Here is a 24,046-nt window from a genome sequence, read left to right as displayed (position 1 = left end):
GACTCAGAAGCCGCCCGCCGAGCAGCCTTGCCCGACTGGCTCCACTTCTACAATCACCACCGAGCCCACTCCGCGATCGGAGGCCGGCCACCGATCACCCGGATGACCAACCTCCCCGGACATCACAGCTAGGCGGGCAGCCGCACCGTCACCCGCAGCCCGCCGCCGGCCCGCGGGGCGAGCACCAGCTCGCCGTCGTGGGCCTCGGCGATGCTGCGCACGATGGCGAGCCCGAGCCCGACGCCGGCATGGTCGGTGCGGATCCGCCCGGTGCCGCGCTGGAAGGGCTCGACCAGGGTGCCGACGAGGTCGGCACCCAGGGGCGGGCCGGTGTTCTCGACGGTCAGCACCGCGCCCTGCGGGTCGGCCGCCGTGCCGACCCGCACGCCGCCTCCCTCGGGGAGGTTGTGGACGATCGCGTTGTGCACCAGGTTCGTCGTCATCTGCAGCAGCAGCGCCGGCGAGCCCGCGGTCGTGACCGGCTCGCCGGTGACCTCGATGGTGGTGCCGCGCTTCTCGGCCAGCGGCAGCAGCGTCTCGGCGGCCTCCTCGGCGAGCAGGGAGAGGTCGACCGGCGTACGGACGAAGGCGCGACGGTCGGCCTTGCTCAGCAGGAGCAGCGCCTCGGTGAGGTCGATGGCGCGGGCGTTGACGGCGTGCAGCCGCTCGACGAGCTCGCCGTTGTCGTGGTCGGGCTCGTTGCGGGCGACCTCCAGCAGGGTCTGCGTCACCGCCAGCGGGGTGCGCAGCTCGTGGGAGGCGTTGGCGGCGAAGCGCTGCTGCTCGGCGACCTGCGCCTCGATCTGGGCGAGCATCGTGTCGAAGGCGTCGGCGAGCTCGCGGAACTCGTCCTGGCGGCCCTCCAGGTGGATCCGGTGCCCGAGCGCGCCGGCCCCGGCGCGGCGGGTCGCGTCGGTGATCCGGGTCAGCGGCGCGAGCATCCGCCCGGCCAGCCACCAACCACCGGCCAGGCCGAGGACGAGCACGACGCCCAGCATCATCGCCGCCTTCGGCGCGAAGGCGTCGACGAGGTCGGTCCGGTTCGGGGTGTGCGGCCAGGGCCGGCCGTCCTCGGGACCGATGATCTGGCCGTCCGGCACGTAGCGCAGCAGGAACACCCACACCACCGCCAGGAGCAGGAAGGCGGCCACCATGAGGAACCCGGCGTAGCTGAGCGTGAGCCGCATCCGGACGCTCAGCCCGCGCGGCCTAGCCATCGGCGTCCTCCGGCGGGACCTCCACGCGATAGCCCACGCCCGGCACGGTCGCGATCAGCCAGGGCTCCCCGAGCCGCTTGCGCAGGGCCGAGACGGTGATCCGGACGGCGTTCGTGAACGGGTCGGCGTTCTCGTCCCAGGCCTTCTCCAGCAGCTCCTCCGCGCTCACCACCCCGCCCTGGGCGGCGACCAGCACCTCCAGGACGGCGAACTGCTTGCGGGTCAGCGCGACGTACCGGCCCTCGCGGTAGACCTCGCGCCGGAACGGGTCGACCCGCAGCCCCGCGACCTCCCACACCGGCGGGCGGTTGTGGGCGCGCCGGCGGTCCAGCGCCCGGAGCCGGAGCACCAGCTCGCGCAGCTCGAAGGGCTTGGTGAGGTAGTCGTCCGCGCCGATCTCGAAACCGGACTCCTTGTCGTCGAGCCGGTCCGCGGCGGTGAGCATGATGATCGGTGTCGCGGTGCCGGAGGCGACGATCCGCCGGGCCACCTCGTCGCCGGACGGGCCGGGGATGTCGCGGTCGAGCACGGCGATGTCGTAGGCGTTGACGCCCAGCAGCTCCAACGCGGTGTCGCCGTCGCCGGCGATGTCCGCGGCGATCGCCTCCAGGCGCAGCCCGTCGCGGATGGCCTCGGCCAGGAAGGGCTCGTCCTCGACGATCAGCACACGCATAGCAACCCCGATGCTAGGGCGCGCGGGTGTATCGCGGGCGTATCGAAAAGTGGATACGCCCTGGCAACGCCGTCCTTCCTTGACTGGGCGCATGTCCACCAGCACCACTGTCCGCACCCTCGGCGCGCTCGTCCTCGCGGCGCTCGCGCTGCCGCTGCTCGTCGCCTGGTCCGGCGCACCGTCCGTCGACCGCGCCGACGGCGAGCTGCCCGACGGCGCCACCGTCTTCGACGACGACGCGGGTCTGACCCGGCTCGAGCCCGACCTGCTCGACGCGCTGCGCCGGGCCGGCCACGACGCCGCCGCCGACGGGGTCGAGCTCGGCGTCAACAGCGGCTGGCGCTCTCGCTCCTACCAGGCGCGGCTGCTGCGCGAGGCGGTCGCCGAGCACGGCTCCGAGGCGGAGGCGGCGCGCTGGGTCGCCACCCCCGACACCTCCCCGCACGTGCGCGGCCGGGCGGTCGACATCGGCGGGCCCGAGGCGACGTCGTGGCTGGCGGAGCACGGGGCGTCGTACGGGCTGTGCCGGATCTACGACAACGAGCCGTGGCACTACGAGCTGCGGCCGCGGGCGGTCACGCACGGCTGCCCGGAGCGGTACGCCGACCCGACCCACGACCCGCGGACGCAGCGGTGAGCGCCGTCACCGTCTTCGGCTGCGACCCGGAGGAGGCCGCCCTCGCGCAGCGGCTGGGACCGCGCCTGGGGCTGCACGTCACGCTCACCTCGGCGCCCGCCTCCGCCGCCACGGCCGCGCTCGCCGCGAGCCGGCCCTGCATCAGCGTCGACCACCGCACGACCCTGGACCGGGCCGACCTGGAGGCGCTCGCCGCGGCCGGCGTACGGCTGGTCTCGACCCGCAGCATCGGCACCGACCACATCGACCTCGCGCACGCCGAGCGGCTCGGGATCGAGGTGGGGAACGTGCAGTACGCCCCCGACGGGGTCGCGGACTACACGGTGATGCTGATCCTGATGGTGCTGCGGCACGCCGGTGCGACGCTGCGGCGCAGCGCGGTGCACGACTACCGGGCCGGACCGCGTGGGCGCGAGCTGCGCGACCTCACTGTCGGCGTGGTCGGCGCCGGGCGGATCGGCTCGGCCGTGGCCGCCCGGCTGCGTGGCTTCGGCTGCCGGGTGCGCACCGCGGACCGGGAGGCGGGCGACCGGCTCGACGACCTCCTGCGGGTCAGCGACGTGGTCACCCTGCACACCCCGCTGGACCCGAGCACCCGCCACCTGCTCGACGCGCGGCGGATCGGCCTGCTCCGGCCCGGCGCCTGCGTCGTCAACACCGGTCGCGGCCCGCTGCTCGACACCGCCGCCCTCCTGGCCGCGCTCGAGGACGGGCGCCTCGGTGGGGCGGCCCTCGACGTCGTCGAGGGCGAGGAGCGGGTCTTCCACACCGCCCACGACCACCCGCCCGGCGAGCGGTGGGCGCGCCTGCAGCGGCTGCCGAACGTCGTGCTCACCCCGCACACCGCCTACGCCACCGACCGCGCACTGCACGCGACGGTCGAGCACTCCCTCATCCACTGCGCCGAATTCGCGAAGGAGACAGCATGGACCGGCTGAAGGTCGGGATCCTCTTCGGAGGCCCGTCGGAGGAGCACCCCGTCGCGGTGAAGTCCGCGCGGCAGGTGGTGCGCCACCTCGACCCGGAGCGGTACGACGCCGTCCTGGTCGGGATCACCCCGGACGGCCGGTGGTGGCTCGTCGACAGCCCGGAGCCCGGCTGGGAGAGCCGGACCGGCGACCCGGTCGTGCTCTCCCCGGACCGCTCCACCGGCGGCCTGCTGGTCCTCGGTGCCGGCGGCGTCGAGACGATCCGGCTCGACGCCGTGCTGCCCGTCCTGCACGGCCGGTTCGGGGAGGACGGCGCGATCCAGGGCCTGCTCGAGCTCGCTGGCATCCCCTACGTCGGCTGCGACATCCAGTCCTCCGCACTGGCCATGGACAAGTCGCTGACCTACCTGGTCGCCGCCGGTGCGGGGATCCGGACGCCGTCGTACCGGGTGGTGGAGGCGGGGGAGCGGCCCGACCCGGCGTCGTTCGCCTACCCGGTCTTCGTCAAGCCCGCCCGCTCCGGCTCCTCCTTCGGCGTCAGCAAGGTCGCCGGGCCCGGCGAGCTCGCCGGCGCGCTCGCCACCGCGCGGCGCTACGACGTCAAGGTGGTCGTCGAGGACGCCGTCGCCGGCACCGAGGTGGGCTGCGCTGTGCTCGGCGCCGGGACCGAGGTCGTCCTCGGCGAGGTGGACCAGATCGGGCTGTCCTCCGGCTTCTTCCGGATCCACCAGGAGGAGGCACCCGAGCAGGGCTCCGACAACGCCACCGTGACGGTGCCGGCGGAGATCTCCGGCGTCGCACGGCAGCGGGTGCGGGAGACCGCGCTGGCGACGTACCGGGCGTTGGGGTGCCGCGGGCTGGCCCGCGTCGACCTGTTCCTGCTGGACGACGACAGCGTGGTACTCAACGAGGTCAACACCTTCCCGGGACTGACGTCGTACAGCCGGTACCCACGGATGATGGAGGCCGCCGGGCTCCCGCTGGCCCACGTCCTCGACCGCCTGGTCGCCGCGGCGGTGGCGCGATGAGGGAGGGCTTCGCCTTCGTCGACGAGCTCGTGCCCGGGATCCGCTGGGACGCGAAGTACGCGACCTGGGACAACTTCGTCGGCCGTCCCGTCGACGGCTACCTCGCCAACCGCATCGTCGGGACCCGTGCGCTGTGTGCGGCCCTGGGGCGGGCGCAGCGCGCGGCCGTCGTACACGGGCGGGGGCTGGTGCTGTGGGACGGCTATCGCCCGCAGCGCGCCGTCGACCACTTCCTGCGCTGGTCGGCGGAGTGGGAGGACGGGCGCACCAAGGACCGCCACTACCCGCACCTGGACCGGGTGCAGATGTTCGAGCGCGGCTACGTGTCCAGCCGCTCCGGGCACAGCCGCGGCAGCACCGTCGACCTCACCCTCTACGACCTCGCCACGGGCGAGCTCGTGCCGATGGGCGGCGGTCACGACCTGATGGACCCGGTCTCCCACCACGACGCCACCGACCTCGACCCCGCGGCCGCCGAGAACCGTCGCCTGCTGTGCGCCCTGATGGGCGACGCGGGCTTCCGTGCCTACCGGCGCGAGTGGTGGCACTACACGCTGCGCGACGAGCCCTACCCCCGCACCTACGTCGACTTCCCGATCACCCCCGGTCCCGAGGTGACCTGGCCCGTCTGCTGACACCTCTCCAAGCCTCAAGGCCCCGGTCCCCGACCGGGGCCTTCGGCATTTTTCGGGCCGTCGGAGCGCGATCGCAGGCGGATCGCAAGTATCAGATCTGACAGTGACTGTCGCCTCACAGACAACACAAGACAACAAAATTGGAAATCGGCTCCGCTCGAGCCGACTGAAGCCTTACTTCATATGTCGAACACACCTGTCCAGGTGTGTCTGACTGAAGGGGCTTCACATGTTCACCAAGAAGATCGCTGTCCGACTGGGTGCACTGGTTCTCGTCGCGGTGACGGGGACCGGGCTGGTCGCCGTCGAGAGCGGGGCCGCCGGCGGCGCGGTGCGCGCCAACTGGGGCGTGCCCTGCTGTTGAGCTCGTCGCGGCCGAACGCACACGACGAACGAGGGGTGACCGGCGGTGCCGGTCACCCCTCGATCGAGGCTCTGGGTTCAGCTGTCCTGCAGCGCACCCACCGAGCGCCCCGGGAGCCGCAGGCCGGTCGACGCACCCGCGCTGCGGAACGCCCTCAGGGCGCCCTCGTGGTCGCCGACCTCGGCGAGCAGGTCGGCGAGCTCGAACCACAGTTGGCCGGCGCTCCGGTCGGCCCCGACCGCGGTGAGCGCCTGGGCCGCGGCCTGGAACAGGTCGCGGGCCGCGTCGTGGTCGCCGCGGGCGAAGGCGATCCGGCCCTTGAGCACCAGGCCCTCGGTCTCGTGGCTGTGCTCGCCGGCGGGCTTCGACTCCATCGCCTGCTCGACGAAGGCGGCGGCGCGTTCGTGGTCGCCCAGCGCGAAGTAGGCCTTGCCCTTGAGCAGCTGGGTCGCGGAGACCTCCCACGCCGTGCCGCCCGACCAGCGCATCTCCTCTTCGAGGGTCGAGAGCACCTCGAGTGCGGAGTCGGCGTCCACCGGGTCCTGCTGGAGGTAGAGGTGGGCGATCTGGAAACGGAGCCCCGCGAGGTGGCGGTTGTCGCCCCCGGTCTCGAAGTGGGCCAGCGCCTTGCCGGCCAGCTCGAGAGCGGCGTCGGTCGCGCCGCGCTGGGCCTCCGCCAAGCTCGCGTTCCAGTAGGCGGACGCCTTGCCGATGGGCGAGTCGTACTTCTCGGCGGCCGCGAGGGCGTGCAGGCACAGCTGCATGGCCTTGTTGGTGTCGTCCTGGGCGAGGTAGGCGCCGGCCACGGTCACGGTGAGCTGGATGGCCTCGGTGAGGCCGTCGATCCCCAGCTCCTCGATCTTGGTCTGGGCCTGCTCGCCCACGCTGATCGCGCGGGCGTAGTCGTCGTTGACCCGGTGGCAGCGGCTCAGGGCGATCAGCGCCTTGAGCCAGCTCGCGTCGGGCGTCGGCTCGGACGTGATGTCCTCGAGCAGCACGATCGCGGCGTCGATCTCACCGACGTTCTCCAGGGCCAGCGCCCGGACCTGCTTCGCCGCCCGCAGCACCGGGGGGACGTTGGCGGTGGCCTCGTCGGCCAGGACCTTGTCGACGGCCTTCAGTGCGCCGGCGCCGTCGCCGGAGACCAGCGAGAGCTCGGCGTAGTCGACGGCGAGGCGCAGCTCCTGGACGCGGTCGCGGGGGACGTTGAGGAGCAGGTCCTCGAGGGAGACCCCCATCCGGCCGGCCATCCGCTCGAGCAGTCCGGCCTCGGGGCGGCGCTGGCCGTCCTCGATACGGGACAGGTACGCGGCGGAGACGTCCTCGGCGGCCACCTGGGCCTGGGTCATGCCGGCCGCCACGCGGGCGGTCCGGATCCGTCGCCCGAGCTCGGCGGCGTCGATACTGCGGCTCAATTCGGCTAGATACAGGTCCACGTGACCCATTGTGCCTTCCATGCGGTGGTGATGGTCAGTGCTGGGGGTGCGTGTCGGGGGTGGCGCTCGCGAGCAGCTCGCCCACGCGCTGGCCGCCGGCGCCGATCTCGGCGAGGGCGAGTGCCATCGACGCCAGCTGTACGGCGGCCGGGGTGGCCCCGCCGACCGCCGCCTCCGCCGTGCTCGCCCGCCAGTACGACGCCGCCCGGTCGAGCTCGGAGGGGGCGGTCTCGTAGGTGGTCAGCGCCTCGCGACAGACCCGTTCGGCGGTGCCGAGGCTGCCGCACAGCAGGTGGGCCTCGGCGACCGCGGCGGCCAGGCGCAGGGTCTCGGCGAGCCCGTCGACCCCCAGGTCGGCCATCTGGCGCTGGGCGACCTCGCCGATGGCGATCGCGCGGCCGGGCTCGCCGCGGGTGCCGTAGCAGCGGCACAGGGTGATCAGGGCGCGCAGGGTGTTCATGTCGGGGTTGGGGCTGGCGACGAGCCGCTCCAGGACCTCGATGGCCTCGTCGAGCCGGCCGAGCGCGAGCAGGGCCTCCGCGCGCACCCGCAGCGCGGTCGCGTGCAGCGCGTCGTCGCGGTAGGTGACGACGACGCCGAGGACGGCGTCGGCCATCTCCAGCGCCTGCTCGGCGTCCCCGAGGGTGATCGTGATCGCGGCGTGCTCGATCTGCAGCTCCAGGGAGCGTGTCTCGTGGGTGGAGAAACCGGTGAGCAGCTGGTGGCCGGTGGTGCCCATCCGACTCGCGAGGGCCTCGAGCAGCTGGGCGGCCGGCCGGCGCTGACCGCGCTCGATGCGGGAGACGTACGCCGCGGTCACGGTCCCGTCCGCCAGCTCGGACTGGGTCAGCCCGGCGGCGACGCGCGCCGCGCGGATCCGCCGGCCGAGCTCGGTTGGGTCGATGGTGCGGCTCAAGCCCGCGAGATCTACGTCCACCACACCAGTGTGCCCTTGATCATCATATTGTGACAGACCTAGCGGTGATTTGGAGACAATTCTCAGGTTCGGCCTGCCGCGGACCGCAACCTCTTGACTCGGATGATGTGTGTCGTAGTAATCTGCGACAAATATCATCTGAGTTGGAGGCGGACATGCAGATCGTGATCTTCGGAGCCGGACTGATCGGGAGCCGGCTGGCGACCCACCTCGCCGAGCGCGGGCACGACGCCCGCGCCCTCGGCCGGGCGGACGGCATCGACACCACCACCGGACAGGGCCTGGCCGAGGCGGTGGCCGGCGCCGAGGTGGTCGTTGACCTGACCAACTCGCCCACCTGGGCCGACGAGGAGGTGCTCGCCTTCTTCCGCGACTCGACCGCACACCTCGTCGCCGCCGGCGCCGCGGCCGGCGTGCGGCACCACGTCATCCTCTCGATCGTCGGCCTCGACCGGCTCACGGACGCGGGCTACATGCGGGCCAAGCTCGCCCAGGAGGCCGGCGTCGTGGCGGGCGCGGTGCCGTACACGATCGTGCGGTCCACCCAGTTCCACGAGTTCGTCGCCGGCATCGCCGACGCCTCGACCGAGGGCGACACCGTCCGCGCGACCCCGGGAAAGCTCCAGACGATCGCGGCGGACGACGTCGTCGCGCACCTCGCCGAGGTCGTCACCGGCACGCCGGTCGAGGGGGTCGTGGAGATCGCCGGGCCGGACGTCCTCGGCATCGACGAGCTGGTCCGGCGGCTGTTCGCGGCCACCGGCGACCCGCGCACCGTCGTCACCGACCCCGAGGCGGGCTACTTCGGGGCCGCGCTGGACGACACCGCCCTCGTCGCGACGCCGGGCGCGGGCGCCTGGATCGCGCCGACGTCGTACGACGACTGGCTGGCCACGCACTAAGGTCCGTGCCGTGAAGCTGAGCGCCGGGGTCGAGTGGGCGGTGCACTGCTGCGTCGTCCTCAGCCAGGCGGCCCGACCGGTGCCGGCCGCCCGGCTGGCCGACCTGCACGGCGTCTCGCGCTCCTACCTCGCCAAGCACCTCCAAGCCCTGGCCAAGGCGGAGATCGTCCGCCCGGTCGAGGGCCGCGACGGCGGCTACGTGCTGACCCGGCCGGCCGCCGAGATCAGCGTGCACGACGTGGTCCGCGCGGTCGACGGCCCGGAGCCGGCGTTCCGCTGCACCGAGATCCGGCAGCAGGGCGAGCTGGCCGCGCCGCCGGAGCAGTGCCGCACGCCCTGCGGCGTCGCGCGGGTGATGGCGGACGCCGAGCGAGCCTGGCGCCGCTCCCTGGCCGGTACGTCGATCGCGGACCTCGCCGCCGGCTTCGACACCTCGCGGATCACCGAGCTGGTCGGAGACGTGCCCGGCGGTGCTGCTGCGGGCTGACCCCGCGCACCCGCTTGAACGCCGCGCTCAGCGCGAACCCGCTGCCGTAGCCGACCTGGCGGGCGACGACCTCGATGGCGTCGTCGGAGGCCACGAGCAGGTCGGCGGCCAGGGCGAGCCGCCAGTGCGTCAGGTAGGTCATCGGCGGCTCGCCGACGAGCTCGCCGAAGCGCCGGGCGAGCGCGGCCCGGGAGACGCCCGCCTCGGCGGCCAGCGAGGCGATCGTCCAGCCGTGCTCGGGATGATGGTGCATCAGCCGCAGCGCCTCCCCGACGACCGGGTCGTTGGCGGCGAGGCCACGGGTCACCCGCTCCTCGCGGGCCAGCCAGTCGCGCAGCACGGTGACCAAGACGAGGTCGAGCAGGCGGTCGACGACGACCTCCTGGCCGGGCTCGTCGCGGGTGATCTCCGCGGCGAGGACGTCGAGCAGCGGGGAGGTGGACCGGCGTTGCACGATCAGGCCGGGCAGTGCGGCGAGCAGCGGCCGGCCGGCCTCGGTCTCGGCCTCCCAGGTGCCGACGAGCAGGACGTCGGACCCGTCGTGGCTGTTGCCCCAGGTGCGCACCCCGAGTGCCATCCGCTGGCCGAGCAGCGCGCCGTCCGGGTCGAGGCAGGTGTTGCCCCGGGCGATGGTGATGCCCGGCCGGGTGGCGGGGTGGTCGGCGACGGTGTAGACCGGGCCGCCCCGGATCACCGCGACGTCGCCCACCTGCAGCGCTAGCGGGTCGCCGAGCTCGCCGGTGATCCACACCGAGCCGCGGGCCACCGCGACCAGGGTGAGGGCCGGGTCGTCCTCGATCCGCACGCCCCACGGCGGCTCCATGACCATCCGCAGGGCGAAGGCCTGCCGGGCGCGCGGCCCCGACAGCAGGTGTCCGATGCCGTCCATGAGACGCACTGTGCTGGACGATCGCACATGGAATCAAGACTTCCAGCCATGGAGCGTCTCGCCGTACGGCGGTGGACTGGTGCCATGAGCAACTACCTCCTCGCCGCCGGGACCGCCGGCACCGGTCTCGTCGCCGGGATCTTCCTCGCCTTCGCCACCGCCGTGATGCCGGGTCTGGCGCGCGGCGACGACCGGACCTTCGTCGCGGCCATGCAGCACGTCAACGTCGCGATCGTGAACCCGCTCTTCGTGAGCGTGTTCGTCGCGCCGCTGGTGCTGCTGGGCGTCGCGGTGTTCACCGGCCCGGCCCGCTGGTGGGTGCTCGCCGCCCTCGTGCTGTACGTCGTGACGGTGCTGGTCACCGGTGCCGGCAACATCCCGCTCAACGACGCCCTCGCCGCGGCCGGTCCGGGTGAGGACGCCGCCGCGCGCCAGGCGTTCGAGGACCCGTGGAACCGGCTGCACCTGGTCCGCACCGCCGCCGTGGTGGCGTCCTTCGGCTGCTGCCTGGCCGCGCTCGTGCGCGGCGCGTGACCGGATGCGGGATGTGACGTGAGCCACAGGAACCGGTTGCTCCGGAGTGCTTGCGCGCAGCTAGCGGGAAACCTACTGTCGGTATCCGCAACTCCCAGTTGCACATAGACGTCGCACCAGCGTCGGTGCGCGGAATCGAGGTCACCATGCTCGCCCACGAACGCATCGGCTCCGGGGAGCCGCTCGTGCTGGTCCACGGGATCGGCCACCGCCGCCAGGCGTGGTACCCCGTCGTCGACCGGCTGGCCGAGCACCGCGAGGTGATCCTGATCGACCTGCCCGGGCACGGCGAGTCGCCGGCCCTGGTGCCCGACGAGCGGCCGATCAAGGAGCACCTCCGCGACGTCCTCGAGGAGACCTTCGCCGCGCTCGACCTCGACCGGCCGCACATCGCGGGCAACTCCCTCGGTGGCCGGATCGCGCTGGAGGCGGCCGCGGACCACCTCGTCAGCAGCGCCACCACCCTCGCGCCGGCCGGCTTCTGGCGCGGCAGCCTCGACTTCCTCTACATCCGCGCGGTCTTCGTCGCCCTCACCGGCGCGGCGACCCTCGCCCAGCCGATCGCGCCGGCCCTGCTCAGGACGGCGCCCGGCCGTGCCGCCGCGATGGGCCTGCTGATGACCCACGGCGGGCGCCTCGCGCCCGAGGCCGCGCTCGGCGACCTGCGCGGCCTGGTGGCCGCGAAGCCCGCCCTGCGCACCATCATCGACGGCGGCGAGCCCTTCGACCGCGAGATCGATCCGTCGATCCCGGTCACGGTCGCGTGGGGCACCCGCGACCTCGTGCTGCTGCCCTACCAGGCCGGCCGCGCCCGCAAGGCGCTGCCGCACGCCGAGCACGTCTCCCTGCCGGGGTGCGGCCACGTGCCGATGATCGACGACGTCGACCTCGTCGTGGACGTGCTGCTCAAGGGTTCCGACCACCCCCGCCTGGGCCAGACCCGGTACGACGTGGCCTGACTCCACTACGGTGGCGCCCGTGGGCACCACCGAGGACCTCACCGCGCACGTGCGCCGGATGATCCCGATCTTCGCCGCGATGGAGCTGGAGGTCGTGGAGGCCGAGCGCACGAGCGTCGCCGCGCGGATCCCGGCGGGACCCAACGGCAACCACTTCGGCGCGACCTACGCCGGCTGCCTGTTCTCGGTCGCCGAGGTGCTCGGCGGCGTGCTCGCCAGCACCTCGCTCGTCCTGGAGGGTGCCGTGCCGCTGGTCAAGCGGCTGACGATCGACTTCCTGCGCCCGGCCACCTCCGCGGTGACCGCCCGCGCGCGCCTCGACGAGGACACGATCGCGCGGGTGCTGGCCGAGACCGCGGAGCACGGGAAGTCCGACTTCCTGCTGGAGACCGAGGTGAGCGACGAGCACGGCACGGTCGTCGCCCGTACCTCCGGGACCTACCAGCTGCGCCGTCTCTGAGCCGTCGACTGGGACGTCCGTCCCGATTTCTCAGGTCCTGGGTCCCGGTGCCGATGAGGTCGGCGGGTATTGCTGCAAAGTAAAGGGATAGCCTGACGTCAGCGATCGCATGGGGAGGGGGATCGGCGCCGGATGGACCTCGAGCTGCCGCCGGAGGCGCACGCGCTCCTGGACGCGATGGTCGCCATCGGGTCCGACCTGGACCTGCGCGGCGTGCTCTCGCGCATCGTCGAGGCGTCGTGCCGCCTCACCGACGCCGAGTACGGCGTGCTGGGCATCGTCGACGACCAGGGCCACTTCACCGACCTGGTGCCCAACGAGGCGGCCGCCGGCCAGTTCGACGAGATCGGCTTGATGCCGCAGGGCCACGGCCTGCTCGGGCTGGTGCCGCGCGAGCGGCGCGCGATCCGGGTCGACCACGTGGCCGAGCACCCGGTGTCGACGGGCGCCTTCCCGCACGCGCACCCGATGATCGACAGCTTCCTCGGCGCCCCGGTGCTGGTGGGCGAGCAGGCCTTCGGCCACCTCTACCTCGGCAACAAGCGCGACGGCGCGCCGTTCACCCCGACCGACCAGGCGCTCGTGGAGGCGTTGGCCCGAGCGGCCGGGGTGATGATCGACAACGCCCGCGCCTACGAGCAGGTCGAGTGGCGCCGCCGGTGGGTGGCCAGCACCGCCGAGGTCGGCAGCGACGTGACCGGCACGCTGCGGGTGCAGGAGGCCCTCGACGAGCTGGTGGTCTCGCTGCGCGAGCTGTGCGGCGCCCGGTTGGTCGCCTACGTCCGGCGCGACGGCGAGCTGATGGAGATCCGCCAGGTCGCCGGCGACGGGGACGCGGTCGAGGTCGCCGAGCGGCTCACCGAGGAGATCCGCGAGGTCGACCGCACCCGGGTCCCGGCACGGCTGCCGGGCGAGGGCGGGCGCACCACCCTCGTGGTCCCCGTGCACACCCGGCTCGCGGGCTCCGGCGTGATCGTGGTCGACGATGCCCAGGAGACGCCCTCGCTGCGCGGGATCATGCTCGACCTGGTCGCGGTCACCGCCGTGCAGGTGGGGCTGATCCTCGACCGCGACCAGGCGCTGCGCGACCGCGCACAGCTGCTCGTCGCCAAGGACCGCGACCGGATCGCCCGCGACCTGCACGACCTCGTCATCCAGCGGCTGTTCGCCACCGGGATGCAGCTGCAGGGCGCCCGGGGTCTCGACGTCGCGGCGCTGCGCACCCGCGTCGACGACGCCGTCTCCGACCTCGACGTCGCGATCAAGGAGCTGCGCGCGGCCATCTTCGAGCTCGGCACCGGCACCGGCCGGCCGCTGCTCGACGAGGTGCGCACGCTGCTGGGGGAGTACGCCACGCTGCTCGGCTTCCAGCCCCTGCTGCGGGTCTCCGGTCCCGTCGACCGGGCGCTGGTCCCCGAGGCCGGCACCCACGTGCTGCTGACCCTGCGCGAGGCCTTGTCCAACGCCGTCCGCCATGCCCGCGCCTCGTCGGTCACGGTCGAGCTGACCGCGTCCTCGGCGTGGTTCCGGGTCCGGGTCACCGACGACGGTCAGGGCTTCGACCCGGCCACCGTGCAGGCGGGCAACGGCACCGGCAACCTGCGCACCCGCGCCGCCGACCTCGGCGGCCACGTCGCGGTGGTCTCCGCCCCCGGCGAGGGCACCACGCTGGAGTGGGTCATTCCGGCGGTGGGCTGAGCTCCGGCTCCGGCTCGCCCTCGGCCGCGACGGGCTCGCCGGCGAGCACCGGCCACAGCGCCCGCAGCACCCCGGTCACGGCCGCGCAGGCCAGCAGCACCAGCCCGAACCGGGTCAGTGCCTGGTCGAGGGTGAGCAGCCCCTGGGCGGCGCGGTACGCCGCCGGCGAGGCCACCACCGCCGCCACCAGGATCACCCGGACGTCGATCAGGGCCGGCGTGATCGGCGCGGGCCGCTTCGCGCGGGCCATCAGGCACCTGCCGCGGCGAGGGCCGGGCGGGCACCGCCGGCGCCGACGATCCCGACGGAGCGGACCTCGCGGGCCGCACCCAGCTCGGAGTAGGCCAGCACGGGCAGGCGCTCGACGGCCGGCGCCACCAGCCGTCGTACGGCGGCACGGATCTGGGGCGCGCAGACGAGGACCGGGCGCACGCCGGTGTTCTCGGCGGCCTGGGCGGACTGGACCAGCCCGAGCAGCACCTGCTGGGCGACGTCGGGGTCGAGCACGATGATCGTGCCCTGCTCGGTGGGCCGCAGCCCCTCCAGCATCTGCTGCTCCAGCAGCGGCTCGAGGCTGATCGCGTGCAGGACGCCGTCGGCGACGTACGGCGCGGCGAGGGAGGGCTCCAGCGCGGCGCGCGCCGCGTCGACCAGTCCGTCGTGCTCCTTGGAGACCGTGGCGCGCACCGAGAGCGCCTCGAAGATGGAGACCAGGTCGCGGATCGGCACCCGCTCCTCCAGCAGCGTGCGGAGCACCCGCTGGACCTCGCCGAGCGGCAGCTGGGTCGGGGTGAGCTCCTCGATGACCACAGGGTGGCTGCGCTTGACGATGTCGGTGAGCAGCCGGACGTCCTCGCGGCCCAGCAGCCTGCTGGCGTGCTGGTGGACGACCTCGGACAGGTGGGTGGTGACGACCGAGGCACGGTCGACGACGGTGGCTCCACCGATCTCCGCCTGGTGCCGCAGCTCAGCCGGGATCCACTTGGCCTCCAGCCCGAAGACCGGCTCCTGGGTGGGCGTGCCCGGCAGCGAGCCGAGGAAGTCTCCGATCGCGAGCACCGTCCCACGGGGCGCCTCGCCGCGGGCGACCTCGGCGCCGAAGAGGGTGATCGCGTAGGTGTGCGGCGGCAGCTCGAGGTTGTCGCGGGTGCGCACCGGCGGGATGACGATGCCCAGCTCGCCGGCCACCTTGCGGCGCAGCGCCTTGACCCGGTCCAGCAGGTCGCCGCCCGCGCGGGTGTCGACGAGGTCGATCAGGTCGGCCGACAGCTCCAGGCCGAGCGGGTCGACCCGGATCTCGGCGACCAGGGCCTCGGGGGAGTCGGGGGACTCGACGAGCTCGGCGGTGGCCGCGGACTCGGTGGCCTCCTTCGCCGTCCCCTCCTCGATCCGGCTGGCGGCCATCAGCATCACCCCGCCCGCGACGAGGAACGGCAGCTTCGGCAGGCCCGGGATCGCGCACAGCGCCAGGGCGCCGAAGCCGGCGACCCGCAGCGGCATCTTGCGCGCGAACATCTGGCCGACGATGTCGGAGCCCATGTCGGAGTCGGCGACCGAGCGGGTCACGATGAGGCCGGTGGCGACCGAGAGCAGCAGTGCGGGGACCTGGGAGACCAGGCCGTCGCCGATCGACAGCAGGGAGTAGGTGCTGATCGCGTCGCCGAACGGCATGCCGTACTGCGCGACCCCGATCGCGAAGCCGCCCAGCAGGTTGACCAGGGTGATCACGATGGCGGCGATGGCGTCGCCCTTGACGAACTTCGAGGCACCGTCCATCGCGCCGTGGAAGTCCGCCTCGGCGTGCACCTCGGCGCGTCGGCGGCGAGCCTCCTCCTCGTCGATGAGCCCGGAGTTGAGGTCGGCGTCGATCGCCATCTGCTTGCCGGGCATCGCGTCGAGGGTGAAGCGGGCGCCCACCTCGGCGACCCGGCCGGCACCGTTGGTGATGACGACGAACTGGATGACGAGCAGGATCGCGAACACGATCAGGCCGACGATGAGGGAGCCGCCGACGACGAAGTGGCCGAAGGTGTCGATCACCTTGCCGGCGTAGCCGTCGAGGAGCACGAGGCGGGTGGCGCTGACGTTGAGCGCCAGGCGGAACAGGGTCATCACCAGGATGACGGACGGGAAGGCCGCGAACTCCAGCGGCTTGTGGATGAACATCGCCACCATCAGCACGAGCAGCGCGCCGGTGATGTTGAGCGCGATGAGCAGGTCGAGCACCATCGCCGGCAGCGGGACCACGAGCATCACGACGATGAACACGATGCCCAGGGGGACACCGAGCTTGGTCAGCGACTTCACGGGCATGCGGCGGCCGGCCTCTCGGGGCGAGGGAGCGCCGTCCGTGGCACTGCGGGTGGCGCCGTCCTGTCGCCGTGCCTCTGATCGGCGGCGTACGACGCGACCTGAGCGGTCACGTGACGGCCCTGCGGCGCCGGGCGTGCGCGAGGACCTCCGGCAGCTCGTCGGTACGACGCGGGGTGCGGTGCTCCCCGCCGTGGTGACCGGCGTTGCGGCGGCTCAGCACGAAGGCCAGCACCTGCGCGACGGCCGCCCACAGCTCGCGCGGGATCTCCTGGCCGACCTGGCAGTGGCGGTAGATCGCCCGCGCCAGCGGCACGTCCTGCACCAGCGGGATCCGTTCCTCGGCGGCCCGCTCGCGGATCTTGGCGGCGATCGCGCCGGCGCCGCGGGCGACCACGCGGGGCGCGCCCTGCTCGGGGTCGTAGCGCAGCGCGACGGCGACGTGCGTGGGGTTGACCAGCAGCACGTCCGCCTCGGCGACGTCGGCGAGCATCCGGTTGCGGGCCGTGGCGAGCTGGCGGCTGCGGATCGCGCTCTTCACCATCGGGTCACCCTCGGCCTGCTTGTGCTCCTGCTTGATCTCGGCGTGGCTCATCCGGGTCTGCTTGCCGATCCGGCGCCGCATCATCGCGTAGTCCGCGGCCGCCATGCCCAGGCCGGCGACCGACACGGTCAGCAGCAGGTGGGAGACCTCGGAGGTGGCCGTGGCGAGCACGGTCTCGATCGGCAACAACCCACCGACCAGCGGCATGATCGAGCGGATGCCGGACCAGGCGAGCAGGGCGACGACCGAGCTCTTGCCGAGCACCTTCACGCCCTCCCACAGCGCGTGCGGACCGAAGAGCCGCTTCGCGCCCTGCAGCGGGTTGAGCTTCTTGGGGTCGGGCTTGGCGAGCTTGGGGGAGAGGTAGAAGCCGCCCTGCGCCAGCGCCGACAGCACGCCGACCACCAGGACCATGCTGCCCAGCAGGACCAGGCTGACCAGCACGTGCTGGGCGGCGTCGCCGAGCATCGACAGCGCCCGGGAGATCGAGGGATCGGACGCCGCGCGCAGGTGCGTGCTCATCATCGTGCGCAGGGCTTCGCCCTCGTGGTCGAGCAGCGGGCCCATCGCGAGCGTCACCACCAGCAGGGACAGCCAGCCGCCGAGCTCGGGGGTGCGCGGGACCTGGCCGTCCTTGCGGGCCTGCTTCTTCCGCTTGGGTGTGGGCTTCTCGGTCTTCTCCTGGTCGGCCATCAGCCCGCCCCGCTCATCGTGGCCATCGCCTGGTTGGCGAGCGAGACCAGGTGGTCGACGGCGCCGGGCAGCATCGGGAAGGACATCCCGAGCAGCAGCAGGGTGAGCCCGACCTTCGCCGGGAACATCACGTTGAGTGCGTTGAGCTGCGGCGCGACCTTCGTCAGCAGGGCCAGCGCCAGGTCCGCGACGAAGAGCACCGCGATCATCGGCAGCGCCATCTGCACCGCGACCGCGAAGAACATCGAGAACGCCGTCACCAGCACGCCGTCCCAGCCGGAGACGTGCGGCGTGCCGGTGAGCGGGAGGAACTTGAACGTGCTCAGCAGGCCGCCGATCACCAGCAGGTGGCCGCCGGAGACGAGCAGCAGCACGGTGGCGAGCATCTGGTGGAAGCGGCCGAAGACGGTGTTCATGTTCATGCCCAGCGGGTCCCAGGCCGAGGCCAGCGCGAAGCCGCCGAAGAGGTCGATCAGCGCGCCGGCCGCGCCGACCGCGGAGAACAGCAGCATCGTGACGTAGCCCATCGCGACGCCGACGAAGGCCTGGGTCGCGGTCGCCATCAGCAGCCCGGGCGTCGTACCGGGCAGTGCCTGGGTGGCCAGCGTCGGTGCCATCGCGAGCGACAGCCCGAGCGCGACGACAACCTTGGCCATCGACGGGATGCCCCGGGTCGCGAACGGAGGTACGACGGCCAGCCACGCCACCACCCGCACGGACGCGAGGAGCAGGGCGGTCAGCTGCGCACCGTCGACGGACAGGACCACGGCGTCGCCTAGCTCAGCAGACCGGGCAGGCGTTCGAACAGCTCGACCGTGAACGCCATCAGGGTGTGCAGCATCCAGTTGCCGCACACGAGCAGCGCGACGCCCACGCCCACGAGCTTCGGGACGAAGGAGAGCGTGAACTCCTGGATCTGCGTCATCGACTGGAACAGCGAGATCGCGAAGCCGATGACCAGCGAGGTCGCCAGGATCGGCGCCGACAGCTTCAGCGCGACCAGCATGGTCTTGAGGGCGATCTCGATGATCGCGGTGTCGGTCATCGCTAGCCCCCTCCGTACGACGCGACGAGGGACTTGATCACCAGGGCCCACCCGTCGACCATCACGAAGAGCAGCAGCTTGAACGGCAGGGACACCATCACCGGCGGCATCATCATCATGCCGAGGCTCATCAGCGCCCCGCTCACGACGATGTCGATGACCAGGAACGGGATGAAGATGATGAACCCGATGATGAAGGCGTCCTTGAGCTCCGACAGCACGAACGCGGGGATCAGCGTCGCCGTGGAGACCTCCTCGCGGTTGTCCGGCAGCTCCCGGTCGGCGACGTTGGTGAGCAGCATCAGCTCGTCGTCGTCGGTGTTGTCGAGCATGAACCCGCGCAGCGGCTCCATGCCGTCGTGGAAGGCCTCGGAGGTCGTCTTCGTGCCGTCCAGGTAGGGCTGCACGCCGGCGTCGTTGATGCTGCTCAGCACCGGCGCCATGATGAACAGGCTGAGGAAGAGCGCGAGCCCGGCGAGGACCTGGTTGTTCGGTGTCTGCTGCAGGCCGAGCGCGTTGCGGGTCAGGCCGAGCACGACGAGCACCTTGGTGAAGCTGGTGCAGGTCAGCACGATCGCCGGCAGCAGGCTGAGCAGGGTCAGCGCGAGGAAGACGACCAGGCTGTGGCTGGGCTTGTCGGTCAGGCCGGACAGGTCGATCTGCACGCTGCCACCGCCGTCGGGACCGCCCGGCCCACCGGGACCGGTGGGCTTCGCGAGCACGAGCGCCACCTGGGGGAGCAGGTTCACGACGCCCGCTTCCCGGTGACGGCGGCGAGGGTCTGCTTCCAGGTCTGCGCCGACAGCACCGAGCCGGCGAGCGGGCCGGTGGCCGCGGGCGCCGTACGGACGGGGGGCTGGCCGCCGTCGTCGTCCTCGTCGTCCTCGTCGTCGCCCGGTGCCGGACCGAGCCCGCCGTCGGCGAGCACGTCGAGGCCGACCTCGTCGGGCTCCACCTCGGTGAGCAGGGTGACCTGCTGCTCGGTCGTGCCGAGCACGAGCACCCGGGTGCCGACCGAGACCACGGCGACGCCCTGGCCGCGGCCCAGCGCCTGGCGGTGCACGACCTGGATGGCGGCACCGCTGGGCGCCTTGAAGCGGCGGTTGACGCCGCGTGCGATGAGCAGGAGCAGCCCGACGACGACCGCGAGCGAGCCGAGCAGCCGGAAGGCCAGCGCTCCGATGCTCGGGTCGGATGCGGACAGGGCGATCATCGGCGTCAGGCCGAGGCGGCGGCGTCGAGGATCTCGGTGACCCGCAGGCCGAAGTCCTCGTCCACGACGACGACCTCGCCGCGTGCGACCAGACGCCCGTTGACGAGCAGGTCGGCGGGGCTGCCGGCCGCGCGGTCCAGCTCCAGCACCGCGCCGGGGGTGAGCGCGAGCAGGTCGCGCACGGTCATCCGGGTCCGGCCGAGCTCGACGGTCACCTCCATGTCGACGCCGTGGAGCAGCTCCAGCCCCCGCGGTACGACGGGCGTGGGCGCGCTCGCGAAGGCCGGCACGAAGGGCTCCTCCGCGGCCGGCGCCTCGACGACGTCCTCGGCGGTGATCGGCTCGCGGGCGCCCGCCAGCGTCGCCGCCGGCACCAGCACGGCACCGGCGATCCCGGTGCCGATGAGCGGCACGGTGGTGAAGTCGGCGCCCAGCAGCGCGGTGACGTCGAAGTCGTCGGCCTCGAGGTCGAGGGTGGTGGCACTGCGGGCCTGGGCGCCGAGCCGGTGCGCGGCGGCGTCGAGGGCCGGCTGCACGGCGGCGGCGACGTCGAGCGCGCCGATCGGGCTGGCGGCCAGGGCGTCGACGAGCTCCTTGCCGACGAGCACCGCGACCGGGCCGGGGACCCCGCCGTCGAGCTCGGCGACCGCACCGCCCGCGAAGGCCGCGGCCACGTGCGGCGAGCCCGGCTGGGCGGGACCGAGCACGAGCGGGCTGACCGACGGCAGGACCGCCGCGGCGGCCTCGGCGACCGCCTCGGCGAGGGTCGGGGTGGCGTCGGTCATGAGTTCTCCTCGGGCGTGGTGACGATGAGCGCGGCCAGGCGCTGGCCGCGGGCTCCGGGGGTGGCGTGGGCGAAGGTGTTGCCGTCGACGGTGACGTCGAGCGGCGCGGACGCCGGGTGGCTCAGCCGCACCACGGAGCCGGGCTTCAGGTCGGCGAGCAGGCCGGGGTCCAGCGTGATCGGCCGGAAGCGCACCGACACCGCGACCGGGACGCGGTGGAACTGCTCGTGCAGCAGCATCGCCGACTCCGCGCGCTGGGCGCGCTCGCGGTCGGACATCGTGCCGGCGCCGGCTGCATTGGCGAGGTGGGGGAGCAGGCCGCTGAAGGGCAGGCACACCGACATCCGGTGCGCGCGCTCGTCGATGCGCAGCTCCAGGGTGACCACGACCATCACGTCGGCGGCCGCCGCGACCTGGGCGAACTGGGGGCTGTACTCGATCCCGGTGACGGTCGGCTCCAGCGCGACCAGTCCCTCCAGGGAGTAGCGCATCTCGCCGAGCAGGCGCTCGACCAGCCCGCGGATGACACCGTCCTCGATCTCGGTCAGCGGCCGGTCCGGCTGCTCGTCCGAGCCGGGCCCGCCGAGCATGTGGTCCAGGCAGGACATCGTCGCGAAGAGCGGGATCTCCAGCACGCCGGTGCCGGGCATCGGGTCGGCCGAAAACAGGGTCATGTACGTCGACGGGCCGAGGCTGTCGACGTACTCGGCGTAGGTGCGCTGCTCGATGCCGACCAGCGCGACCGTGCACACGGTGCGCAGCGAGCTGGTGAAGACCGTCGTCGCCTGGCGTGCGAAGCCGTCGAAGCCCAGCTGCAGGGTGCGCTGGTGCTCGCGGCTGAGCTGGATCGGCCGACGGAAGTCGTACGGCGTCGGCTCGGCCGTCCGGGGACGACGCCGCGGCCGTTGCGGAGCGAGGGTCACGCAACGCCCCATCGTCGGCGCACGGGAGGACCTGAGAGGTCGTCCCGTCACCGGACGGTCAGGGTCCCGTGGTCCCAGATGACTACGGAGGGTCCCAAGGACGGTCCCGGGTCGGCGCCCGTGCGGAGCAGCCCTACTGCGTGACGAACTCGGTGAAGAGCACCTCCATGACGTCACCGCGGTAGCGGTGCTCGAGCTCCTTCTCCAGCTCCTGGCGCAGCTTCTCGCGGGTGGCGGGGGTGTTGACCTGGCCGACCGGCAGGCCGCTGAACACGCCGATCGCGGCGTCGAGGGCCTGGCTGCCGTCGGCCTCGTGCGCGGTCTCGGTGAGCTGCAGGGCCATGCCGAGGCGCAGGTAGTGGCCGCCGGAGAGGTTGACCTGGATGGCCTCCAGCGGGAGCACCTCGCCGGGCTTGGGCTCGGCCGGGCCGGACGGCTTGAGCAGGAAGAACCAGGCGGCGCCCGCGGCGAGCGCGAGGACGACGACGCCGATCAGGATCTTCTTCTTGCCCTTGCCTCCCGCGGCGGGTGCGGCCGCGGCGTCGGTGGCCGGGCTCGGGGCGATCGTGGTGCTCACGGGAGTTCCTCTCGGGTGGCGGCGTGGGAGCCGGCGGCGCTGGCGTGCGGGTCGGTGCTGTCCGGGTCCGGGCTCGGGACGTCGGCGGGGGTGCCGGGCTCGTCGAGCCCGGCCTGGCGGCGTACGTCGGCGTAGGCGTCGTCCATCAGCGCCCGGGTCTCGGCCGGGGCCTGGCTCAGGACCACGATGTCGACGCGCTTGTTGATCTTCTGGGAGCCGGCGCGGGCGGGGTTGACGAGCGGCTTGGTGTGCCCGAAGCCGGTGGCGCGCAGCCGCCCGGTGGCGATGCCGTGGACCTCCTCGAGCCGGCGCAGCACGTGCGCGGCGCGGGCCAGCGAGAGCTCCCAGTCGGTGGGGTAGTACTTGGGCTTCACCTTCTCCTGGTTGGTGTGCCCGTCCAGCTCGATCGGCTCGGTCAGCGTCCTCAGCACCGGCGCCATGGTGTCCACGACCTGCTGCCCGCGGGCGGTCAGCACCGCGACGTCCGGCTCGAAGACGACGTGCTGGGAGACCAGGCTGACCACCAGGCCGCGGTCGTCGATGGTCGCGCGCACGTCGTCGCGCAGGCCCTTGCTGCGCAGCGCCCGGTCGATCTTCTGCCAGACCTTCAGCAGCCGCTCGACCTCGCTGCGCGCCTCGCCCGCCGCCCGCTCGTTCTTCAGCCGGTCGGACTCCTGCAGGATCTTGGTGACCGTCGAGCGCTGGGCCTCCGGGACCTGCGCGAGCAGCATCTCGTACGACGCCTCGCCCGGGTCGCTCGCGCCCTTGCGGCTGCTCACCGGGCTGGCCCCGTCGAGGATCGACTGCTCGCGGCCGAAGCCGACGGCGAGCCCCTCCTTGAGCTGCTCGTACTTCTTCTCGTCGACCGTCGACATCGCGAACATCACGATGAACAGCACCATCAGCAGGGTCACCATGTCGGCGTACGTCACGAGCCAGCGCTCGTCGACGTGGTGCTCGTCGTGGTCCTCGTCGTGGTGCCGCTTGCGCGGCGGGCCGTGGCCCTTGCCCCCGGCGGACATCAGGCGGCCTCCTGCTCGGCCGTGCCGGTCGGCAGCAGCGAGCGCAGCTTCTCCGCGACCAGGCGCGGGTTGGCGCCGGCCTGGATGGCGGCGACGCCCTCGATGGCGACCTCCATCCGGGCGCACTCCAGCTCGCCGAGCCGCTTGAGGCGGCTGGCGATCGGCAGCCAGATCACGTTGGCGGACATGACGCCCCACAGGGTGGCGACGAAGGCGCCGGCGATCAGGTGGCCCAGCTCCTCGGGGGTGGCGAGGTTCTCCAGCACGTGCACCAGGCCCATGACGGTGCCGATGATGCCGATCGTGGGGGCGTAGCCGCCGGCGTCGCTGAAGAACTTCGCGGCCTGCTTGTCGTCGCGCTTCTTCGCCCGCAGCTCGGCCTCGAGGATGTCGCGGACGTCCTCCGGGTCGGTGCCGTCGATCGCCATCGTGACGCCCTTGACGAGGAACGGGTCGTCGATCTCGCGCAGGCTGTCCTCCAGCGCCAGCAGGCCCTCGCGGCGGGCCCGCTCGGCGAGCGTCACCACCTGGGGCACCAGCGTGTCGGCCGGCTCCACCGAGCCGGAGATCGCCCGCTTGACGTTGCCGACGGCGGCCTTGGCGTCGACCATCGTGCCGCCCGCGACGGTGACCATGACCGTCGTACCGAGCACCAGCAGGATGGGCGGCAGGAGCAGCAGGCTCATCGGGTTGCCGCCCTCGAGGACGTTGGCCGCGACGATGATCACCAGGCCGACGACGATGCCGACCGGGGTGGCGATGTCCTTCACGGGGTCACTCCTCGCTGGCGGTCGGTGCGCGGCACGGCGGCCAGGCGGGTGGCGCGCGGGCGCACCGGCGGCAGGCTGGCCGCGTCGGGCAGGGCGGCGCGGGCGACGATGGAGGCGCGGTAGTCCACGACCGCGGCCAGCACCTCGTCGAGGGACTCCGACACGAGGTACTTCGTGCCGTCCACCAGCGTCACCACGGTGTCGGGTGTGCAGTCCACACGTTCGACGAGGTCCGCGTTCAGCAGGAACGTGGTCCCCGAGAGTCGGGTCAACGAGATCACCGCGGCACCTCCATGTGCGTGGTTCGTGCGGTCGTGCCGTCCGTGGCACTCCGCCGCTCCCATCGGCCGGGGGAGGTAATCCCTGACGAAAAGCACTG

30 protein-coding genes are annotated in these 24,046 nt (G+C 72.8%); 12 read left to right on the top strand and 18 right to left on the bottom strand.

Annotated features, from left to right (window positions below; genetic code table 11):
- A partial coding sequence (locus tag MRBLML1_RS11035; protein WP_364515642.1) for an integrase core domain-containing protein occupies positions 1-132 on the top strand: 132 nt, incomplete at its 5' end.
- Here the strand turns inward: MRBLML1_RS11035 and MRBLML1_RS11030 are convergent.
- Together MRBLML1_RS11030 and MRBLML1_RS11025 are read right to left on the bottom strand one after the other, a co-directional pair.
- Positions 129-1,217: a sensor histidine kinase gene (locus MRBLML1_RS11030; protein ID WP_364515586.1), complete on the bottom strand. Its 1,089-nt coding sequence runs from the start codon at positions 1,215-1,217 to the stop codon at positions 129-131. The genes MRBLML1_RS11035 and MRBLML1_RS11030 overlap by 4 nt on opposite strands.
- Complete coding sequence (locus MRBLML1_RS11025; RefSeq protein ID WP_364515583.1) at positions 1,210-1,890, bottom strand: response regulator transcription factor; 681 nt, start codon at positions 1,888-1,890, stop codon at positions 1,210-1,212. The genes MRBLML1_RS11030 and MRBLML1_RS11025 overlap by 8 nt, the downstream gene beginning before the upstream one ends.
- Positions 1,891-1,981: 91 nt before the next feature.
- Between MRBLML1_RS11025 and MRBLML1_RS11020 the strand changes: the two genes are divergently transcribed.
- The 5 genes from MRBLML1_RS11020 to MRBLML1_RS11000 all read left to right on the top strand — a co-directional run bounded on the left by MRBLML1_RS11020 (position 1,982) and on the right by MRBLML1_RS11000 (position 5,483).
- The gene (locus tag MRBLML1_RS11020) at positions 1,982-2,527 is read left to right on the top strand and encodes a M15 family metallopeptidase (RefSeq protein WP_364515580.1); all 546 of its coding nucleotides are present in this window, start codon (positions 1,982-1,984) and stop codon (positions 2,525-2,527) included.
- The gene (locus MRBLML1_RS11015) at positions 2,524-3,465 is read left to right on the top strand and encodes an NAD(P)-dependent oxidoreductase (protein ID WP_364515577.1); all 942 of its coding nucleotides are present in this window, start codon (positions 2,524-2,526) and stop codon (positions 3,463-3,465) included. The genes MRBLML1_RS11020 and MRBLML1_RS11015 overlap by 4 nt, the downstream gene beginning before the upstream one ends.
- Positions 3,453-4,484, top strand: a complete 1,032-nt coding sequence (locus MRBLML1_RS11010; protein WP_364515574.1) for a D-alanine--D-alanine ligase family protein — start codon at positions 3,453-3,455, stop codon at positions 4,482-4,484. The genes MRBLML1_RS11015 and MRBLML1_RS11010 overlap by 13 nt, the downstream gene beginning before the upstream one ends.
- On the top strand, positions 4,481-5,119 hold the full coding sequence (vanX, locus tag MRBLML1_RS11005; protein ID WP_364515571.1) for a D-Ala-D-Ala dipeptidase VanX: 639 nt from the start codon (positions 4,481-4,483) through the stop codon (positions 5,117-5,119). Before MRBLML1_RS11010 ends, vanX begins: the two co-directional genes overlap by 4 nt.
- Positions 5,120-5,348: 229 nt before the next feature.
- Complete coding sequence (locus MRBLML1_RS11000; protein ID WP_364515568.1) at positions 5,349-5,483, top strand: hypothetical protein; 135 nt, start codon at positions 5,349-5,351, stop codon at positions 5,481-5,483.
- Between the two features lie 77 nt (positions 5,484-5,560).
- Here MRBLML1_RS11000 and MRBLML1_RS10995 read toward each other — a convergent pair whose 3' ends face one another.
- Both MRBLML1_RS10995 and MRBLML1_RS10990 read right to left on the bottom strand, forming a co-directional pair.
- Entirely contained in the window at positions 5,561-6,898 is a 1,338-nt protein-coding gene (locus tag MRBLML1_RS10995; RefSeq protein WP_364515565.1) for a helix-turn-helix domain-containing protein, read from the bottom strand.
- A gap of 55 nt (positions 6,899-6,953) precedes the next feature.
- Entirely contained in the window at positions 6,954-7,856 is a 903-nt protein-coding gene (locus MRBLML1_RS10990) for a helix-turn-helix domain-containing protein (protein ID WP_364515563.1), read from the bottom strand.
- A 155-nt stretch (positions 7,857-8,011) separates the two neighbouring features.
- Here MRBLML1_RS10990 and MRBLML1_RS10985 point away from each other — a divergent pair, with 155 nt between their 5' ends.
- Positions 8,012-8,758, top strand: coding sequence for an SDR family oxidoreductase (locus MRBLML1_RS10985; protein ID WP_364515560.1), 747 nt, complete (start codon positions 8,012-8,014; stop codon positions 8,756-8,758).
- Positions 8,759-8,768: 10 nt separating this feature from the next.
- A complete protein-coding gene (locus MRBLML1_RS10980) occupies positions 8,769-9,245 on the top strand; it encodes an RrF2 family transcriptional regulator (protein WP_364515557.1) in 477 nt (158 codons plus the stop codon).
- On the opposite strand, the gene MRBLML1_RS10975 is transcribed toward MRBLML1_RS10980, so the two are convergent.
- The gene (locus MRBLML1_RS10975; RefSeq protein ID WP_364515554.1) at positions 9,199-10,134 is read right to left on the bottom strand and encodes an AraC family transcriptional regulator; all 936 of its coding nucleotides are present in this window, start codon (positions 10,132-10,134) and stop codon (positions 9,199-9,201) included. The two genes, MRBLML1_RS10980 and MRBLML1_RS10975, sit on opposite strands and share 47 nt — an antisense overlap.
- A gap of 84 nt (positions 10,135-10,218) precedes the next feature.
- Here MRBLML1_RS10975 and MRBLML1_RS10970 point away from each other — a divergent pair, with 84 nt between their 5' ends.
- From MRBLML1_RS10970 to MRBLML1_RS10955, 4 genes are all read left to right on the top strand, one after another.
- Positions 10,219-10,668, top strand: coding sequence for a DUF1772 domain-containing protein (locus tag MRBLML1_RS10970; protein WP_364515551.1), 450 nt, complete (start codon positions 10,219-10,221; stop codon positions 10,666-10,668).
- 125 nt (positions 10,669-10,793) lie between these two features.
- Positions 10,794-11,627 carry an alpha/beta fold hydrolase gene (locus MRBLML1_RS10965; protein WP_364515548.1) on the top strand — a complete coding sequence of 278 codons (834 nt, stop codon included), beginning with the start codon at positions 10,794-10,796 and terminating at the stop codon, positions 11,625-11,627.
- A gap of 19 nt (positions 11,628-11,646) precedes the next feature.
- Entirely contained in the window at positions 11,647-12,087 is a 441-nt protein-coding gene (locus tag MRBLML1_RS10960) for a PaaI family thioesterase (protein ID WP_364515545.1), read from the top strand.
- A 132-nt stretch (positions 12,088-12,219) separates the two neighbouring features.
- The gene (locus MRBLML1_RS10955) at positions 12,220-13,785 is read left to right on the top strand and encodes a GAF domain-containing sensor histidine kinase (RefSeq protein ID WP_364515542.1); all 1,566 of its coding nucleotides are present in this window, start codon (positions 12,220-12,222) and stop codon (positions 13,783-13,785) included.
- Here MRBLML1_RS10955 and MRBLML1_RS10950 read toward each other — a convergent pair.
- From MRBLML1_RS10950 to MRBLML1_RS10890, 13 genes are all read right to left on the bottom strand, one after another.
- On the bottom strand, positions 13,766-14,035 hold the full coding sequence (locus MRBLML1_RS10950) for a hypothetical protein (RefSeq protein WP_364515539.1): 270 nt from the start codon (positions 14,033-14,035) through the stop codon (positions 13,766-13,768). The genes MRBLML1_RS10955 and MRBLML1_RS10950 overlap by 20 nt on opposite strands.
- A complete protein-coding gene (gene flhA / locus MRBLML1_RS10945) occupies positions 14,035-16,098 on the bottom strand; it encodes a flagellar biosynthesis protein FlhA (RefSeq protein WP_364515536.1) in 2,064 nt (687 codons plus the stop codon). The genes MRBLML1_RS10950 and flhA overlap by 1 nt, the downstream gene beginning before the upstream one ends.
- A gap of 106 nt (positions 16,099-16,204) precedes the next feature.
- Complete coding sequence (locus tag MRBLML1_RS10940; RefSeq protein ID WP_364515533.1) at positions 16,205-17,332, bottom strand: EscU/YscU/HrcU family type III secretion system export apparatus switch protein; 1,128 nt, start codon at positions 17,330-17,332, stop codon at positions 16,205-16,207.
- On the bottom strand, positions 17,332-18,099 hold the full coding sequence (locus MRBLML1_RS10935; protein ID WP_364515530.1) for a flagellar biosynthetic protein FliR: 768 nt from the start codon (positions 18,097-18,099) through the stop codon (positions 17,332-17,334). The genes MRBLML1_RS10940 and MRBLML1_RS10935 overlap by 1 nt, the downstream gene beginning before the upstream one ends.
- An 8-nt stretch (positions 18,100-18,107) precedes the next feature.
- A complete protein-coding gene (gene fliQ / locus MRBLML1_RS10930) occupies positions 18,108-18,377 on the bottom strand; it encodes a flagellar biosynthesis protein FliQ (protein WP_364515527.1) in 270 nt (89 codons plus the stop codon).
- A gap of 2 nt (positions 18,378-18,379) precedes the next feature.
- Positions 18,380-19,126 carry a flagellar type III secretion system pore protein FliP gene (gene fliP, locus MRBLML1_RS10925; protein ID WP_364515525.1) on the bottom strand — a complete coding sequence of 249 codons (747 nt, stop codon included), beginning with the start codon at positions 19,124-19,126 and terminating at the stop codon, positions 18,380-18,382.
- Positions 19,123-19,590 (bottom strand): flagellar biosynthetic protein FliO, encoded by a 468-nt coding sequence (locus MRBLML1_RS10920; protein WP_364515522.1) that lies wholly within the window; start codon positions 19,588-19,590, stop codon positions 19,123-19,125. The genes fliP and MRBLML1_RS10920 overlap by 4 nt, the downstream gene beginning before the upstream one ends.
- A 5-nt stretch (positions 19,591-19,595) precedes the next feature.
- Positions 19,596-20,375: a flagellar motor switch protein FliN gene (gene fliN, locus MRBLML1_RS10915; RefSeq protein ID WP_364515520.1), complete on the bottom strand. Its 780-nt coding sequence runs from the start codon at positions 20,373-20,375 to the stop codon at positions 19,596-19,598.
- On the bottom strand, positions 20,372-21,298 hold the full coding sequence (locus tag MRBLML1_RS10910) for a flagellar motor switch protein FliM (protein WP_364515518.1): 927 nt from the start codon (positions 21,296-21,298) through the stop codon (positions 20,372-20,374). The genes fliN and MRBLML1_RS10910 overlap by 4 nt, the downstream gene beginning before the upstream one ends.
- Positions 21,299-21,431: 133 nt before the next feature.
- Positions 21,432-21,875: a flagellar basal body-associated FliL family protein gene (locus tag MRBLML1_RS10905; protein ID WP_364515515.1), complete on the bottom strand. Its 444-nt coding sequence runs from the start codon at positions 21,873-21,875 to the stop codon at positions 21,432-21,434.
- A complete protein-coding gene (locus MRBLML1_RS10900; RefSeq protein WP_364515512.1) occupies positions 21,872-22,897 on the bottom strand; it encodes a flagellar motor protein MotB in 1,026 nt (341 codons plus the stop codon). Before MRBLML1_RS10900 ends, MRBLML1_RS10905 begins: the two co-directional genes overlap by 4 nt.
- On the bottom strand, positions 22,897-23,667 hold the full coding sequence (locus MRBLML1_RS10895) for a motility protein A (protein ID WP_364515510.1): 771 nt from the start codon (positions 23,665-23,667) through the stop codon (positions 22,897-22,899). Before MRBLML1_RS10895 ends, MRBLML1_RS10900 begins: the two co-directional genes overlap by 1 nt.
- Positions 23,664-23,948 (bottom strand): flagellar FlbD family protein, encoded by a 285-nt coding sequence (locus MRBLML1_RS10890; RefSeq protein WP_364515507.1) that lies wholly within the window; start codon positions 23,946-23,948, stop codon positions 23,664-23,666. The genes MRBLML1_RS10895 and MRBLML1_RS10890 overlap by 4 nt, the downstream gene beginning before the upstream one ends.
- Positions 23,949-24,046: the final 98 nt, after the last annotated feature.

The organism is Nocardioides sp. LML1-1-1.1 (genome assembly GCF_040676175.1).
Lineage (GTDB): Bacteria > Actinomycetota > Actinomycetes > Propionibacteriales > Nocardioidaceae > Nocardioides.
This window is presented reverse-complemented; position numbering and strand designations above follow the sequence as displayed.